Below are 18,321 nucleotides of genomic sequence, written 5' to 3'. Positions count from 1 at the left end.
GTGACATCACTGCCAGCACCCACCCCTTGTACAGTGAGACTCGGTGCGGTGGTGTCAATCACACCACTAATTGAGTCAGTGGTTTCGTTGCCTACACTGTCGCGAACACTGACATCGACACTAAATGTGCCATCAGGCAGCGGGGTTGTCGGGCTAATTGCCCAGTTTCCATTGGCATCCACGGTGGCGGTGAGTGTTTCAGTGTTGCCATCTTTATCGGTAACAACCACCGTCACTGCTGCACCTTGCCCTGCATCCGTCGTCCCGTTTATTGCTGGGGTATTGTCATTGCTGAGTGTATCAACGCTGACGGTCAGTGTCGGTGGTGTGCTATCAAAGTCGGTCGAGTTAATAGTGCGTGTATTCCCCGCTTCATCAGTGGCACTGGCAGTCACAGAGGCGACTGTTAATAGTGGAATGGTTAAGCCCACAAGCGTCCAGTCACCATTCGCATCCGTGGTGGTGGTATACGTGGCACCAATACCGCCGCCCAGTAAGTTTTCAGTGATGGTAATCGTACTGCCTGCCGGTAAGTCAGAAGTACCGTTGAGAGAGACTAGTTGCCCTAGTAAGAACGTTGGCACAAACGTAAGCTCTGGCGCAATAGTATCCACCACGCCGTTGTCACTGGCACTGCCTGTGTTACCCGCTGCATCGGTGAGACTAGCAGTCACTGTGTATGCGCCATCAATTAACGGTTGCGTGGCCTCGGCACTCCAATTACCACTGCCATTGGTTTGCACTGTCACTGTATGGCTGCCATTGGCATCCGTAAAGGTAACCGCAATGTCACTGCTGGCTAGATCCGATGTGCCTGTTACCACTGGCGTATTGTCATTCGTCAATGCGGGTGCATCGATGGTAACGCTTGGCGCAAGGGTGTCAATCACTCCGCCATTTTCGGTGTCGCTGGCGGTATTACCTGCCGCATCGGTCACGCTGGCATCCACTTGGTATGTACCCTCTGCCAACGGCGTCGGTACATCAACCGACCACGTGCCATCAGCTAATACCGTCGCGGTTAAGGTTTGCACCGCACCGTTTGCATCTGTCACAGTGATACTTACAAGCCCACCAATTTCATCACTGCTACCGGTGATGGTTGGTGTGGTATCGTTCGTTGCAGCAAGCGGATCAATATCAAAGCTCGGTGCAAGGGTGTCAATCACTCCGCCATTTTCGGTGTCGCTGGCGGTATTACCTGCCGCATCGGTCACGCTGGCATCCACTTGGTATGCACCCTCTGCCAGCGGCGTCAGTACATCAACCGACCACGTGCCATCAGCTAATACCGTCGCGGTTAAGGTTTGCACCGCACCGTTTGCACCTGTCACAGTGATACTTACAAGCCCACCAATTTCATCACTGCTACCGGTGATGGTTGGCGTGGTGTCGTTGCTATCTGATAATGGATCAATATCAAAAGTCGGCGCTTGAGTGTCAACCACTCCGCCATTTTCGGTGTCACTGGCGGTATTACCTGCCGTATCAGTGACGCTGCCATCCACTTGGTATGCGCCTTCAGCCAGCGGCGTCGGTACATCAACCGACCACGTGCCATCAGCTAATACCGTCGCGGTTAAGGTTTGCACTGCACCGTTTGCATCTGTCACTGTGATACTTACAAGCCCACCGATTTCATCACTGCTACCGGTGATGGTAGGCGTGGTGTCGTTGCTATCAGATAACAGATCAATATCAAAAGTCGGCGCTTGAGTGTCAATCACTCCGCCATTTTCGGTGTCGCTGGCGGTATTACCTGCCGCATCGGTCACGCTGGCATCCACTTGGTATGCACCCTCTGCCAGCGGCGTCGGTACATCCACCGACCACGTACCATCTGCTAATACCGTCGCGGTTAAAGTTTGCACCGCACCGTTTGCATCTGTCACAGTGATACTTACAAGCCCACCGATTTCATCACTGCTACCGGTGATGGTTGGCGTGGTGTCGTTCGTTGCAGCAAGCGGATCAATATCAAAGCTTGGCGCTTGAGTGTCAATCACTCCGCCATTTTCGGTGTCGCTGGCGGTATTACCTGCCGCATCGGTCACGCTGGCATCCACTTGGAATGCGCCCTCTGCCAGCGGCGTCGGTACATCAACCGACCACGTACCATCAGCTAATACCGTCGCGGTTAAAGTTTGAACCGCACCGTTTACATCTGTCACAGTGATACTTACAAGCCCACCAATTTCATTACTGCTACCGGTGATGGTTGGCGTGGTATCGTTCGTTGCAGCAAGCGGATCAATATCAAAAGTCGGCGCAAGTGTGTCAATGATCCCCGTTGCCTGGGCATCACTTGTTAAGCCATTTACAGTGATACTTGCATCAACCGTAAATTCCCCTTCGGCAAGCGCACCTTCTGCATCTACACTCCACACACCTGCAATGACGGTTGTGTTCAGAGTTTGGCTATTATTACTATCAGTAATTACCACGGTGATAAGTGTGCCGTCAGGAGCGTCAGACGTACCACTAATGGTTGGTGTTACATCATTGCCATCAGCAACCGTATCGATACTAATACTTGGTGCGTTACTATTTAAAATAAAGGCATCAGAGGCCGTTGCTTGATTACCTGCAATGTCAGTTATGCTTGCATCAACATTAATGGTGCCGTTTTGTAATGCAATAGGTACTTCTACTGACCAACTGCCATCGGTATTTACTATCGCGGTTAAGTTTTGTGAATTTACACCATCGGTAACAACTAAGCTCACAACACTGCCCGCTGGTTCATCAGTTTGACCACTAATGATCGGCGTGCTATCGCTAACTGTATCTAAATTATCAATCGTTAATATGGGAGCGGTAATGTCAATTATACCCGTTGCATTATCAGACACGATATTGCCTAAGCTGTCTGTTAATGTGGCAGTAACACTAACCCCTCCCTCAACTAATGCAATTGTTGGTGTAACACTCCAATCACCATTATTGTCTACTTGTGTTGTTAATAGTTGTGTTTGACCATCAAAACCAGTTATCAATACACTGACCGTATCACCCGCAACAGCATTAAGACTAGTTCCTGAAATGCTTGGTGTAGTGTCGTTTGTTTCTCCAATCACATCAATGGTCACTGATAGTAAACTCGAATCAATAATACCGGTTTGCGTATCTGCAGCTTGATTGCCAGCATTATCTGTCACTGTTGCAGTAACGCTGTAGCTCCCTTGCGCGAGTGCGCTGCCAACTTCGATAGCAAAACCTCCATCGGCAAGCACGCTGGTCATTAATGTTTGTTGCACACCATTTGCATCGGTTACTACAATAGTAACCATAGTACCCACGGCCACACCGTTGACTTGACCGGAAATAACCGGCGTATCATCAGCCGAGTTTGCCGGTGGATCTAAATTAATCGTCGGTGCAGTCAAATCAATTAGCCCTGTTTCGGTATCTTGAGCCGTGTTTCCTGCTGTATCTTGCGTTGTGGCTGTCACCGAATATGGCCCCTCGGCTAAAACACTTGCCACTGCGATACTCCACACTCCACTGGCATTTGTTTGTGTGATCACCGTTTGTTGCTGACCGTTACTATCTACAATGGTAACTATTACTTGGCTTCCAGCAGCTAACCCTTGGGTAATACCCGAAATCGTCGGTTGTTGATCATTGCTATCGTTCAATTGATCAATCGAAATGACTGGATTGGTTAAATCTATTACACCAACTGCGTTATCTTGGGCTTGGTTACCGGCGCTATCAGCGACGCTTGCTGTCACTGTAAATTGACCTTCAGCCAGTGTATCAACAACCCCTACAGACCAATTGCCATCAGCTGTAACCGTAGCAGTTAAAGCTTGTACAACGCCGTCACTAGCTACAATCGTAATCGATATTTGTGTGCCGACTGCAACACCATTCACAGTGCCTGTTAGTGTCGGTGTTGAATCATTAGTATCAGCAATTGCATCAATCACAATTACTGGTGCGGTTAGATCTATAATGGCTGTAGTTTGTGCATTACCTTGGTTACCAGCTTCATCAACCGCATTTGCTTGGACACCATAAGCGCCTTCAGCCAATGCTGCGGTGGTGACACTCCAATTACCTTGATCATCAATTTGCGTCACAAAGGTTTGTACTTGACCACTGCTATCAGTCACCGTAAGCGTTACATCATCACCGGCCACCAGCCCGACTACAGAGCCTGTAATTACTACCACTGGCAATGCCGAATCAGCAAGCGTATCAATACCCACAAGCGGTGCTGTGGTATCAATATCGGCAGCAATATTATCCGAAATTGGATTACCATCTGGGCCTGTGGCTATAACTTCAACAACAATTGGTCCATCTGGTAATGATTCTAATTCCGGTGAGGTGAAAGTACCATCAGGTTGCACAACTACATCGATCGTTTGTACATTACCCAAAGCATCGGTGATTGTAATTAATACAGTTTGACCCTCTAAATTAGTCGATGTCCCTGAAATAATCGGTTGCGGATTATTAATTAAGCCAATGTCATTTAACTCTAGACTACCAATTAATGTAGTTTCGGGCACCACCCCACCGGTCGTATCACGAAGAGAAAAAATGTCATCATTGTTAGCTGTAAAACTATCATCAAAAGATAAACTACTTGGCTCAATACCCTCAGCAATACGTGCAAGTTCCACAAAGGAAGTACCACCACCAGAACCAGTTGTAGCATTACCACCAGCGGCAGTGGCTTCTAATGTATCCAGTAAATCACCATCACTTTCAAGTGCACTCAAAAAATCACTGACATCTTCAGTTAAAGGAGAGGGTGATGTCTCATCTGTACTATTGGGTTGATTTAAACTGGCAATTGCATCATCAATACTAGCATCAAAAATTGTTGTTTCTGAGCTATCTCGGGTCGTTTCTGCAACAAGGTCGGGGGTGATCTTTACCCGCTGATTAGCAGGAATAGACAGAGACATACCTTTGATATCAATCATTACCGAGGAGTTTTCTGCGGTGATAATAACATCACCAACTGTCAGCGAATCCCCCAACGATAACGCCCTAATTGAACCATCTTCTAAAACAATCCCAGCTGAGCCTTGAATGTCTATGATCAATAATTGATTTGCGTCCATTTTGTTGCCTTTAATCAAGAGTTATACCTTTGTATTACTCAAATTTAGAACACCACAGCCAAAAGGATACTGGACTAAAGTACAGGTTTTGAATTTTTAAAATAGTATTAAAAGATTAAAAATTGGTATAAATTTATTTTTGTGCTCTATCAAAGTTCTATTTGCATTAATTGATTTAGTTGTCTAAAACTAACCTAAATGCTCATAAACTTAGACCTAAGAGGACGAAATGGCTAAGAAAACTAACTTTACTGGTACTAGATTAACAACTCTAATTGGTTTGGTTTTAGCTATAAATGGATTTACCCCCCATCTTCATGCTGAACAAACTTCGCTCATGCCTTTAACTTATGTAGCCGACAAAGCGATTGCTAGCAATCCAGAAGTTCAGCAAGCCTGGCATGCATTTAAAGCCTCTGTTTATGGCATTGACGCAGCTCAATCTGGGTATTTACCGACCCTAGACGCATCAATCAGTGCCGGCTATGAAAAGCGCAACTACGGCGTAGAAGATGAATACAATCGAAATACCGCAGAGTTAACATTACGACAAATGCTCTATGACGGTTTCCAAACATCTAATACCGTTAAACGCTTTGAGCGAATTCAGCTCATTCGCTATTTTGAAATGCTCTCCCAAGCAGAGCAAACCGCCCTGCAAGCAAGCGTTGCCTACCTTGATGTACAGAAGTTCACCACGTTAGTTGAGCTGGCACAAAAAAACCTTCAAGAGCATGAATCGGTTTATCAGCAAATTGAGCAAAGTGTTAGTGCTGGAGTTGCAAGAGCTGCCGATCTTGAACAGATCAGCGGCCGTCTATCACTTGCACAATCAAATGTAATGACTGAATACGCAAATCTCCATGATGTTAGCGCACGCTACTTACGCATAGTCGGCGAACTTCCTCAGCAAGACACTGTGGCAGCAAAATTAAATGAAGACAGCATCCCCATTTCGATTAATCAGGCTCTTGATATTGCCTATAAAAACAGCCCAAATTTTTATGCATCGCTCTACAATATCGAAGCGCAGCAAGCAAATGCTCAATCGCAGAAATCCGCCTTTCATCCAAAGGTTGATTTATCCGCCCGATATGGCTCCCAAGATCGCGATGAACTTGGTTTTAATCAAACCCGTACTGAAGCCAGGGTTGGGATTGATGTACGTTATAACCTCTATAACGGGGGGCTCGACAGCGCTAATTTAGAACAAGCCTATCAAGAAGTTAATATTGCAAAATATCAGCGAGATCAATCCTGTATCGAAATTCGTCAAAATCTGCAAGTTGCTTACAACAATGTCAAAGTACTTGAAAGTAAATTACCAGCCCTTGACCAACATCGCCGCTCATCAGACAAAGTAAAAGTTGCCTACAAAGATCAATTCGATATCGGCCAACGCACTTTATTAGATGTGTTAGATGCAGAAAACGAGTCATTCCAATCAAACCGCTCCTACACAGTAGCACTTTATGAACGCCAAAGTGCCATATTAGCGATGCTAGCAGAAATGGGAAAACTACTTCCGACACTTAATGTAACATCAGACAAATTCCCGAAAATCACTGAATTAACAGATGATGCTATTGCCCATAATGCCGAGTTTATCTGCCCTAAATACGATGTTGCAGCAACAATCAATCGGCAAGCGTTTTTGCAAAAAAAAGCCCAGCAAGATAATGCTTACATGAGCATGACTGCAATGCCCAGTTATCTCAATGCACCGAGCTTAAATAGCAATACTTTTAGTGATGATGACAATGATGGTGTTGCCAACGAACAAGATGATTGCCCTTCGACCCCAACCTTAACTGAGGTAGATGAAAAAGGCTGCACTAAATACAACAGTAATACTAGTAATGTTGAGATCGGTATTCCGTTCGTGGCTGATTCCAGTGTTGTGCGCCCTGAGTACTTACAAGAAATCGCGCGTCTTGCTGACTTTTTAAAATCTCACCCATCTAAAAATGTAGAAATCCAGGGGCATGCATCGTTAGAAGGACCCGCCCCGTATAATAAAAAGCTCTCTGAAAAGCGCGCATTCTCAGTCGCCGAAATTTTAATTCAACAATATGGGGTTTTGCCTAAACGGGTTAAATCACTTGGTTATGGAGTAGATAAACCAAGAATTAATGAGATCTCTGTTCGAGCTAACGCCGCTAACCGCCGTATTGAAGCGGTGATCACAGACACAGAAACTGGCAATAGCTTTGCTGCGGCAAGTTCTTAACCTGAACTAATTAAACAATATAAAGTAATATTGGAAGCTATATGGAAATAGATGATGAAATCGGCCATGGTGGTATTTTAGTCGACTGCTTAGCAATTTTATGTCACTACCATGACCGTGAATTTTCTCGTGGAACCTTGCTTAATGGGCTCCCCCTTGAGCAAGGAAACCTTACTCCTTCTGGTTTTTCAAGGGCAGCTAAGCGTATTGGTTTTAAAACCAAAGTTGTAAATAAACAACTTGTTAAAATCAACACGGCATTATTACCCGCTATTTTACTACTAGAAAATAATCAAGCCTGTATAATTACAGCACTTGATCAGCTGTCACATACTGTAGAAGTTATTTATCCTGAACTTAGCGATTCAGCAGTAACCTTGAAGATTACAGATCTAAGCAAAAATGCCACCGATATTATTATTTATACACGTCCTGAATTCACCTTTGATGCCCGCTCGCCAGTGCTGCAAAAACTCTCTAAAGACGGTTGGTTTTGGGGCGTGATAAAAGAATGTCGCTCCTTGTATAAAGACGTGATTATTTCAGCCATTGCATTAGGCGTACTTTCAATTGCGATGCCATTATTTGTTATGAATGTGTATGATCGAGTGGTACCAAATCAAGCTATTGAAACACTATGGGTGTTAGCCATTGGCGTATTAATAGCACTGACCGCCGACTTCATTTTAAGGTTGGTACGCAGCTATTTTGTCGAACTCGCAGCAAGTCGTATCGACGTAAAAGTTTCCGCAGTTATTATGGAGCGAGTACTGGGGATGCAGTTAAAAAACCGACCTATATCAGCGGGCTCATTCGCCAGTAATATTCAATCATTTGAAGCTGTACGCAGTTTTTTCAGCTCAATCACACTTATCGCTTTGGTTGATTTACCCTTTGTATTTTTATACCTCACAGTCATCGCAATCATTGGCGTAGAGTTAAGTATTCCTATTATAGTCGGGGCAATAATATTGCTATGTTATGCCTTAGCCGCCCACCGAAAGTTAGAAGCACTATCAGAGCAAACTATGAAAGCCAGCTCTATGCGTAATGCTATTTTAGTTGAGAGTCTCACCAATATCGAAGACGTAAAAAGCTTTCATAGTGAATGTAAAACCCAAGCTACGTGGGAAAAGTCAACTATTTATATTGCTCGGGTTAATGCACAGAGCCGGCTGATCTCTGGTTCAATAGCAAGCTCTGCAACTTGGTTACAACAATGTGTTGGCGTGATAATCATGATTATTGGGGTGCACTTAGTTATTACTGGTGATTTAACCCAAGGAGGCTTGATCGCCGCCTATTTATTATCGTCACGTACTATGGGGCCAATAGGTCAATCAGCTGCGGTATTGGCACAATTTCACCATGCAGCCATTGCCATGCACTCGCTGAATGAAATCATGGAAAAAGAAGTTGAGCGCCCTGCTGGCAAACATTGGTTAAGCCACCCAGTGCTACGTGGTGATATAGAGTTTCATGACGTGCATTTTAAGTATTCAGATGAAAGTAACGAAGCGCTATCTGGAGTTTCGTTTAAAATTAAAGCAGGTGAAAAAGTCGCTATTTTAGGGCGTAATGGCTCAGGAAAAAGCACCCTAGAGAAATTAATTCTAGGGCTACATGAGCCAAACTCAGGAGCAATTTTAATTGATAACACCGATATACACCAAATAGATCCCGCAGAATTACGCCATAACATTGGTTATGTTCCGCAAACTATCTCACTATTTTTTGGCACCCTCAAAGACAACATCACTTTAAGTGCATGGCATGCCAAAGACGAACAAATTATAAGTGCTTGCGAACGTAGCCAATTATTCGACTTAATTAACTCTCACCCTGATGGCTTTGACCTGCAAGTTGGCGAACAAGGCCGCTTACTTTCTGGCGGGCAACGCCAAGCAGTTGGAATAGCTCGAGCATTGATCAATGACCCACCCATACTCATTCTTGATGAACCAACCTCCGCACTGGATCATAATAGCGAAGCTAAAATCATCGCCAATTTAAAACAACACAGCCAAGATAAAACCTTACTTGTTGTTACTCACAGAACCTCATTACTCGAGTTAGTCGATCGTATTATCGTAATTGATAATGGCAAAATTATCGCCGATGGTGCAAAAGCCAAGGTTATCGCGTCTCTCAATAATCAAGCCGTAGAGCGTGCCTCATGAGTAAAAGTAAAATCACTATAGAGCAACGCTCTTTTGAGTCTGTCGGTCGTGCCATTGAGGCTAGTAAAGGACAAAAGCCATCAATCTTTAATAACTTATTTAAAGGCTGGTTATCCCCACCTAATAGTCAAGATTGGGTGGTCGATGCGCAATGGGAAAAAATGCAACAGCAACCAGCCAGTGCCAAGTTACTGCTATATTTAATTTGTTTAAGTATGGTATTACTGATTATTTGGTCTGCATTTGCAAACCTAGATGAAGTTGCTCGTGGTGAAGGTCGAGTGATCCCGTCACATAAATTACAGCTGATCCAATCCTACGATGGCGGCATGGTAGAGCAAATTAATGTCCGCGAAGGGCAAATAGTCAATGCTGGCGATGTATTAATAAAAATAGACCCTACAAGGTATATTTCGAACTTTAGAGAAAACCAGTCAAAAGTGTTGTCACTCAGCGCTAAAGTAGCGCGTCTTGAAGCTCAGACTAAAAAACAACCGTTAATTTTCGATACTCAACTCACCGCTGATGCGCCGGGAGTCGTGATGCACGAACAAGCACTTTACACCAGTAATAACCAAGAGCTTGAACAACAAGTCGCCATTTATAAACGCCAATTAGAGCAACGCCGTCAAGATCATATCGAAGCACAAGCAGCCCTGCAACAACATAGCAATGCCTTACGATTAATAAACCGCGAACTACAGGTAACCCGCCCATTACTACACTCAGGCGCCGTATCTGATATCGATATCATTCGTTTAGAACGCCAAGCTGTTGATTTAAATGGTGAGATAAATCGTACTAAGGCTGTTATTAATCGTAGCCTTTCTGCTATTAATGAAGCGAAGAATAAAGTAAACGAAGTCGAATTATCCATGATAAACCGCTGGAATAATGAGCTTTCTGAAGCACGGTTGCGCCTAGATGCAATCAAAGAAACTGAATCTGGTTTAGCCGATAAAGTCACCCAAACTGAAATTCGCTCTCCAGTTAATGGTACAGTGCAACGTCTATTGGTCAATACCGTTGGTGGCATTTTACAACCAGGCAGTGATGTGCTTGAAATAATACCACTGGATGACCAACTGATTGTAGAAGCTAAAATCCCTCCCAAAGACATCGCATTTTTACGGCCTGGGCAAACTGCAATGATCAAATTTAGTGCCTACGACTTTGCTATCTACGGCGGGCTAAGCGCCGAGGTTATACAAATTAGTGCCGACACCATTACTGATGAGCGAGACAACACTTTTTATTTAGTACAGCTGAAAACGGATAAAAGCCACTTTGCCGAAAACCTAACAATTATTCCGGGAATGACAACTCAAGTGGATATTATAACCGGCAAAAAAACCGTGTTGGAGTACTTATTTAAACCTATATTACGAGCAACATCATTAGCAATGACAGAGCGTTAATTAATATTACTCTTACATTTTTAATATGGAACTATAATGCGTCAAAGTGTATTTATCACTGAAGCTGAACTTATTTCACCACATTGGCAAGCAGCCTACCCTGAGTGTGAAATAAGTAATAAACAACCTAACAACATAACCGCAGACACCATTTTATGGATCTTAGCGGGCAGCCCTGACTGGCTTAGCATAGTAAAAAAACACAGTGAAAAACGTATTCCAGTGATTGTAATGACTAAAGAGCTAAACATCGCAGAGCTTTGTGCTGCACTACAAGTGGGTGCTCGTGGTTATGTTGAAGCACTTGCAAACCAAGTAATTATAGAACAAGTGGCTGAAACAGCGGTAAGCGGCGGTATTTGGCTGCCGGGTCAATTATTATCAAATTTAGTTGGGGTGCTCTCAAAGCAGCCTATCAATTATCAACATTCTTGTGACCTATCGCTATTAACCAAGCGCGAACGCCAAGTAATTGATGTTGTTGTCACCGGCGCCAGTAATAAAGTAGTAGCAAAACAATTAAAAATTACAGAACGTACAGTTAAAGAACATATGAGCTCAATATTTAATAAGCTCAAAGTTCGTGACCGTATGCAGCTAATGCTAGCAGTTAAAGGCAGTTAAAAATTAAACCTCCTGCCGCGATGTAAAATCGCGGCTGCATAAATTGTAATTTCATGTCTGTACGCCTTTCGCTTTATCATCGACAGGTTGCGATACAAAGCCGTCAAACCCTAATGCTTGCAGCGTCTTCTGATCTTCAGGGCTTTCTACTCCCTCAGCAATCACAGTGATCCCAATGGAATGAGCAACCGAGCAGATCCCTCTTAAAAAGGTTTGATTGTCTTGGCTATAGCTGATGTTGTGTCCATAAACACTATCTATTTTAATCATCTCAAGACCTAACTCATGAATTTCTTTGATCTTATTAAACGCAGAACCCACTCTTTTCAGCGCCACTTTAGCGCCCATACTTTTTGCCTGAATACAAAAGTCCTTAAATAACGTAAACTCTGAGACCGCAATACTTTCACGCACATCAAAACAAATGTGTTTCGCTAATTTTGGAAAGGCTAATAAATAAGTAAGTATCGCAGCCACTGCACTATCATCGAGTAATGTTTCTCGCGATAATTCTACAGAAATAAGGTTTAAATCGTCCCGCTGTTCAAACACTTGTACTAAATACTTGATCTGCCCCCAATCTAAACGAGCAAGAAGTTTTAGCCGTTGCGCCCATTGATAATAATAACCACTGCGATATAGTTCGCCATTGAGTAACAAACTTAAACTGAGTTGATTTTGCAATAACTTACCAGAGAAGGATTTAACCGGATAAAGCAGTACATCAAGCGCATTGGTATCTAAAGCATGTTCTATCGCTTCGCGCCAACTATCAGCATCGCTAAATAACTCATTACGTTGCTTATTATTGTTTACTTGCGCCTGCATTTGCGGTTTCGTAAGTGCTACTTTTAATAAGTTATCAACCCGTTTTAATAGTGTAAAACGGCTATCTTCGCGCTCTATATAGCTACAGGCATGGGTAATTGCTAGGTTGAACTGGCTATAATCAGCTAATAATGCTTGATGTTGCTTGAATATTTTAGTACTTAATCTTTCAATATCATCGGTGTCGGCCACTAACACAGCAAAATCAGTATGTGACAAACGGGCGATATGACTTTCGGAGAATCGGTCTTCATTTGCTTCTAAAAAAGCCACGAGTGTTTGTGTAAAGCGACGTAAAAAAGCCACCATCTCAACACGATTAGCTTGTTCACTAATTTGATCAAGATTTACAATCCGAAATAAAAACAAGGCGCCATGAGCATGCTCTTTTGATTGCTGTAACTGTGCTTCTAACGTGGCGTAAAAATACTCTCGATTCGCTAATCCCGTTAACTCATCATGTTGGCTTTTAAACCGAAACTCCTCTAGGCGTCTTTTATCTTCTTTAATTATACGGCTAAAGCGTGTTGATAATAAATTCATTGAGCTGACTAACCGCGCAAATTCATAAGTATGGGGCACTTTAGATTTAATAAAGCGTTTATCACCCAATGCATTGGCTTGTCGCACCACATCATCTAATGGCCGTAAAATTCGTCTTAAAAAATAAGCACTGGCTATACAGGCGGTTATCGCCACCGTAAAAAACCCCAAGAATAATCGAGTTACATTTTCCCAAAGTGCTAGCTCTGTATATTGGCTATGGCTTTCTACATATAAAGTTCCGAACTGCTGCCAGCCATCACTCACTTGGGCAACCCCAGGCATTACATGTAATTGATAAAAATGATGAAACCAAATTGGTACCGATTTATCAAGCTTACCATTAAATACTCGTTTTACGATCGGTGCACCTTCAGGGTCTTGTAATTCAATACGTTGGTAGTGTCCTGTATCAAAAGTAGCAGAAATAAGAAGCTCTAATTCAACATGATCTTTATGCATCTGACTAAGCATTAAAGCCAAGCCATTAGCATCATCAATATTTTTTAAATACAACTGAGAAGAAAAATATTGTTTAGCTGAATATGTACTAATGAGCACTGTACTAACGAAACTAATAATTATGACCACTAAAATAGCCAACCATAGTTCTTGACGTAAAGTGATCTTACTTTCACGTTTGAATAAGGACATAAATGACATCACCAGCTAATTCCTTCTTGTTGTGTTTGTTCAATTATTCGTCGCCAGCGCGATAACCTAGCAGTTGGATTAGCAACACTTTGGTTTGAATTGTTCGCCCATAAACCTTGGCTGTTAAAACTAAAAACGGGGGTTAGATCGGTGCGTTTAGCGCTAGGTAGCACTTTAGTTATTAAACTATCTAATATCAGCGGTTGTGCATTAGGAGTAACAAAATATCCTAACACCATATGCGCCTGAGCTTGTTTAGAATTAGGGCCACCGATCTGTGCCTTAACGTAGATCAAGCGTAGCTTATCATCTTCAATACCTAGTACTCGCAAACTAATATATTTAGCAATCGCATAATCTTCGCAATCACCTAAACCTTTACCTAAGGTTTCCAGTGGAGTTGCCCAATAGTCATTCTGTTGCCAAAGCTGGATATCAGTACGATAGCGTAAGTTGCGAGCAAAAAAGTCATTTACTATTAAAATTTTTTGTTGCTCGGTTTTATTCTGTGACTGGACTAACATTGTTTGCCAATTGCGAGCGACAGCGACACGGACAGGCCCAAACTGTTGGTTCATTTTTTCTAGAAAGATATTAAATTGGATAGGAAGGCGATCAGCACATACGAACGTGGTAACAAATATTAAAAGCAACAAAAAATGTAGTAACGAGCGGTTACTAAATTTTCGCAAAAGCACGCAGCCAAAGCGTGAAGCTCTCACTGATGCGACCATAAGTATATTAATAAAAACTGAGTTGTTTTTTTGCGTGCCACAAGCTTTATTCAATAAAAAACATAAAATAAAGCATAGCACTGAAGTATTCACTGTGAGATATTTTAGTGTGTATTTTGTTAGTTATTTACATAAATAACAACGAATTTATTAGATCCTAGGGCGTGTTGACCTTTCAGGATTAAAATTTGTTCAAACTAGGGGCGATTTAATCGCGGCGCGAGATTTGTAACCTAGTGGGCTAAGTAAAAATCGAGCAAAGCTTCCGCGTCCTGCTCACGCCCCTTACCTACATCCATATAGGCAACAAAGAGTTAATCGCCCCTAGGAAGAACCCAAAGGGCAGCGCGTGTTTGGCATTAATGCTGCGTTATCGCCTATTTATGGGGGACAACCACACTACATAGGCTCTGCCTTGCCTGAATACCAAACACACTGCTGCAAATTTAACCTCGAAAGATAAACACGCCCTAGTAATAAGTTACTTTTTTAACTTCACGTGGTTTAATTTCACCTATGTATAAGTCATGCACTCGCTTCATATCAAGTTGTAACTCTGTGGCATAGGTCTCACCTACAGCATAGGTTTTAATTACTTGTGCGCCTTTAATAACCCCTTGCACTTGGCTTTGCAAGTGATCGTTTTGCGCAATACTGCCTTGTACTGTGGTGCCTGCGGTAATTTTTTGCCCATATACTTGTTCTGCAAGCTCACGATACGCTTCTAGTTTTGATGCTTTAATCGCCATTAATGAGCGCTGTGATTGGTTATCACCCGGTTGCGCACTGATCGGCGCATAACCCACCGCTTTTAGGATTGGATAGTTATCTGGCTCAATATACTTATATTCCACATGTTTATCAAAAATACTGCTACAGCCAGCTAAACCTAAGCTTGCTAATATACAAATTGAAATCACAATACGCATAGCTTCTCTCACGCTTTAAAAGAGTCATTAATCATTAAATCAAAGCACGATCAATGCCATAATTAACTACTATGACGATTTTAAAGCAACCTAGCAAAACAATTGGTACAGTCCTTGCTCTGTCACTGTTAATAGCAAATGTATATTCATGGGGTTAGGGTAATGAAGCGAGTTTTATCAATGGTAGTAATCGCCAGCTGTTGGCTGAGTATTAGTCTATTTTCCTCCCATACAGTTGCCCAATGGTATGAATCAACCGGCCATGCAAGCATTAAAAATGATGATATGAGTGCGGCAAAATCGGCGGCAATAAAAGATGCTATCACCCAAGCTTTAGTGTTCTCAGGGGCACGCGTCAGCTCAATGCAAACCTTAGTAGATGGGGTGTTAACCCAAGATCTGCTAAAAATAAACAGCCATGGCGAAATTCAAAAGATAGAGATGATCAGCGAAGACCGTAAAGCCGATCAATTTGCAATTACTTTGCGCTTGGATATCTTTCCCCAACAAGAACACTGCCCTGCTAACCAATTTACTAAATTTGTTGCGATCACCCAAACCCAATTAAATAATCGCGAGCAAGCGAAGATGGGTCAAATATTTGACATTAATAAAGCCACCAGCGAAGCACTCTATAAAACGTTAAATCAATCGGCTATGAATGCTAAACCAACTGCCTATTTTAACTTTCCGATCCGCGTTGGCGAATTTTTTAATCAACAATACGATTACAGTAATGCCCTATTAGAAGAAATATCGAGCCGCAGTAATTCTCAGTATGTATTGTTGAGTCAAATTGTGGATATCTCAAATAGCGATAAGCTCAATAACAGTTATGCTTTTTGGCAGGACGAAACCTACCAGCGTTCCTATAAAATAGATTTTGCCTTGTTTGATGGCACCACTTACGAGCGGCTATGGCAAAAAAGTTATCGTAGCCAAGCTATCTGGCCATTTAAAAAAACTGCAATTATTGACGTGTTTAGTGATAAATTTTGGAGTTCAGGTTACGGCCAAAATATAGCAGACATAAACCAAACCGTTAGTTACGACTTACAAGCCGCTATGGCTTGCCTTGAAACCCAAGGTAAAATACTACATATCGAAAACAATAAGTTAATTATAAATTTAGGCAAAGCCCATGGTATTGAAAAAGGCCAACGCTTAAATATTGCACACCATAACTATTTAACGGATGCGGCGGGAAATAAAATGCCACAGCTGATCACCACGCTCAATCAAATACAAGTAGAACAGGTATATCAACAAAGTGCAGTTGCCGTCAGTATTGACCAACAGCCGTTACCTAATATTCAAATAAATGATGTAGTAGAACTAACTAGTTTAGATCCTTAGTTAATTGTTGCTGTAAGCTTGGATGCCCAACAAGCCAATTAGCAAGTAATTCAATGCCCGCTAAATGCGGGTAATGTTTACGACAGGCCAACACCACACTTCGCTGTTGAGTAGGAAAGATTGGCAAATAGCTAATACCTGCACGCTTTGTGCACGCAAGCTTAGGCACAAAGGTTACCCCATCATCCATAGCCACCAATGCTAATAAGGTTTCTAAACTATTACCTCGGTACTCATTAGACACATCAATCCCAGCGGCAAAACAAAATTGCTGGGCTTGATCTTTAAAACAATGACCATCACTGAGCATCAATAAACTACACTCTTGTAGCTCGTCTAACGCTATTTTACTGCGTTTTGCTAAGCTATTTTGCGCTGACATTGCCACCAAAAAATCTTCTTTATATAACTTAACTGTATGATAAAGTTTAAGCTCAGGCACATCTGCTAAAATTGCAATATCTAACTCACCGTTATCCAACGCGCTTAATATAGTCGCGGTTTGCATCTCAACAAAAGCAAATTGGCTATCAGCAAATGCTTCTTTCATCGAGGTGAGTAAGGTGGGTAATAAATACGGTGCAATCGTTGGAATAATGCCTATTCTTACTTTACCTTGTAGTGGCGACGATGACGTTGCTGCTAGCTCTTTTAATATTTGGGTTTGCTCTAAGATCACTTTGATCTGTGTCAACAAACGTTCACCTTGAGCCGTTAAAGTAACCTGCTTAGTAGAGCGATCAAATAAAGTAACACCAAGCTCTTGTTCAAGTTTTTTAACCTGTCCACTGAGAGTGGGTTGACTGACAAAACATGCAGCGGCGGCTTTACGAAAATGCTTAAAGTGCGCAATCGCTTTTACGTATTCAAGATCTTTTAAATTCACTACAAACCCACAATTAATCGGTAATACCTATCATACTAATATAAACAAACGATTGGAGCTATTATAAATTTTGCGACATAATGGCTATCAACAAATCAAGAGGAACTAAAAAACATGTTAAAGAATATTGAAGGTCAAACAATTCCACAGGTTACATTTGCAACTCGCGTAAACGATGAGTGGAAATCAGTAACGTCAGACGACATTTTTAAAGGTAAAACGGTTGTTGTATTTTCACTACCAGGTGCATTTACACCAACTTGTTCATCAACGCATTTACCACGCTATAACGAACTAGCTGCAGTACTCAAGCAGAATGGCGTTGACGACATAGTGTGTGTATCAGTAAACGATACTTTCGTAATGAATGCATGGGCTGCAAACCAAGAAGCACAAAACATTACTTTATTACCAGACGGCAACGGTGAATTTACTGACGGTATGGGTATGTTAGTAGACAAAAATGACCTTGGTTTTGGCAAACGCAGCTGGCGCTATTCAATGCTAGTTAAAGATGGCGTAATTGAGAAAATGTTTATCGAGCCAGATTTACCAGGCGACCCGTTTGAAGTATCAGACGCAGACACTATGCTTGATTACATCAACCCTAAGCAAGTAAAACCAGAAGCAGTGAGCATTTTTACTAAACTTGGTTGCCCTTTCTGTACTAAAGCAAAAGCTTTACTTGAAGAAAAAGGCCTAGTGTACGAAGAAATCACCATGGGCGCAGGTGCATCATTAACGAGCCTTAAAGCAATCTCAGGCCGTGAAACCGTACCACAAGTATTTATTGGCGGAAAACACATTGGTGGCTCTGACGATTTAGCAAAATATTTTGCTTAATATTTAAACCCCACG

The 18,321-nt window shown here is 42.3% G+C and carries 11 protein-coding genes; 6 read left to right on the top strand and 5 right to left on the bottom strand.

Annotation, left to right across the window (positions count from 1 at the left end; all coding sequences use genetic code 11):
- Window positions 1-5,081 (bottom strand): retention module-containing protein (locus tag HHO47_RS14020; RefSeq protein WP_169020854.1); only part of this gene is annotated, 5,081 nt, incomplete at its 3' end.
- Between the two features lie 229 nt (window positions 5,082-5,310).
- On the opposite strand from HHO47_RS14020, the gene HHO47_RS14015 reads away from it, so the two are divergent.
- The 4 genes from HHO47_RS14015 to HHO47_RS14000 are packed head-to-tail and all read left to right on the top strand — an operon-like array spanning window position 5,311 to window position 11,533.
- The gene (locus HHO47_RS14015) at window positions 5,311-7,311 is read left to right on the top strand and encodes a TolC family outer membrane protein (protein WP_169020853.1); all 2,001 of its coding nucleotides are present in this window, start codon (window positions 5,311-5,313) and stop codon (window positions 7,309-7,311) included.
- Window positions 7,312-7,352: 41 nt separating this feature from the next.
- Complete coding sequence (locus HHO47_RS14010; RefSeq protein ID WP_169020852.1) at window positions 7,353-9,491, top strand: type I secretion system permease/ATPase; 2,139 nt, start codon at window positions 7,353-7,355, stop codon at window positions 9,489-9,491.
- Window positions 9,488-10,909 carry an HlyD family type I secretion periplasmic adaptor subunit gene (locus tag HHO47_RS14005; RefSeq protein ID WP_169020851.1) on the top strand — a complete coding sequence of 474 codons (1,422 nt, stop codon included), beginning with the start codon at window positions 9,488-9,490 and terminating at the stop codon, window positions 10,907-10,909. The genes HHO47_RS14010 and HHO47_RS14005 overlap by 4 nt, the downstream gene beginning before the upstream one ends.
- A gap of 36 nt (window positions 10,910-10,945) precedes the next feature.
- The gene (locus HHO47_RS14000; protein WP_169020850.1) at window positions 10,946-11,533 is read left to right on the top strand and encodes a response regulator transcription factor; all 588 of its coding nucleotides are present in this window, start codon (window positions 10,946-10,948) and stop codon (window positions 11,531-11,533) included.
- A gap of 51 nt (window positions 11,534-11,584) precedes the next feature.
- Here the strand turns inward: HHO47_RS14000 and HHO47_RS13995 are convergent, their stop codons facing one another.
- From HHO47_RS13995 to HHO47_RS13985, 3 genes are all read right to left on the bottom strand, one after another.
- Window positions 11,585-13,567 (bottom strand): bifunctional diguanylate cyclase/phosphodiesterase, encoded by a 1,983-nt coding sequence (locus tag HHO47_RS13995; protein ID WP_211183727.1) that lies wholly within the window; start codon window positions 13,565-13,567, stop codon window positions 11,585-11,587.
- The gene (locus tag HHO47_RS13990; RefSeq protein WP_248291011.1) at window positions 13,567-14,136 is read right to left on the bottom strand and encodes a transglutaminase-like cysteine peptidase; all 570 of its coding nucleotides are present in this window, start codon (window positions 14,134-14,136) and stop codon (window positions 13,567-13,569) included. Before HHO47_RS13990 ends, HHO47_RS13995 begins: the two co-directional genes overlap by 1 nt.
- Window positions 14,137-14,762: 626 nt before the next feature.
- Entirely contained in the window at window positions 14,763-15,221 is a 459-nt protein-coding gene (locus HHO47_RS13985) for an LPP20 family lipoprotein (RefSeq protein WP_169020847.1), read from the bottom strand.
- Between the two features lie 162 nt (window positions 15,222-15,383).
- Here HHO47_RS13985 and HHO47_RS13980 point away from each other — a divergent pair, with 162 nt between their 5' ends.
- Window positions 15,384-16,577, top strand: a complete 1,194-nt coding sequence (locus tag HHO47_RS13980; RefSeq protein WP_169020846.1) for a flagellar assembly protein FlgT — start codon at window positions 15,384-15,386, stop codon at window positions 16,575-16,577.
- Here the strand turns inward: HHO47_RS13980 and HHO47_RS13975 are convergent.
- Entirely contained in the window at window positions 16,561-17,463 is a 903-nt protein-coding gene (locus HHO47_RS13975) for a LysR substrate-binding domain-containing protein (protein WP_169020845.1), read from the bottom strand. The genes HHO47_RS13980 and HHO47_RS13975 overlap by 17 nt on opposite strands.
- A gap of 114 nt (window positions 17,464-17,577) precedes the next feature.
- Between HHO47_RS13975 and HHO47_RS13970 the strand changes: the two genes are divergently transcribed.
- Window positions 17,578-18,306, top strand: a complete 729-nt coding sequence (locus HHO47_RS13970; protein ID WP_169020844.1) for a glutathione peroxidase — start codon at window positions 17,578-17,580, stop codon at window positions 18,304-18,306.
- The last annotated feature ends 15 nt before the right edge of the window (window positions 18,307-18,321 follow it).

Source organism: Pseudoalteromonas arctica, assembly GCF_012927645.1.
Lineage (GTDB): Bacteria > Pseudomonadota > Gammaproteobacteria > Enterobacterales > Alteromonadaceae > Pseudoalteromonas > Pseudoalteromonas arctica_A.
Note: the sequence above shows the minus strand (reverse complement) of the source record. Positions and strands in the feature narration are given on the sequence as shown.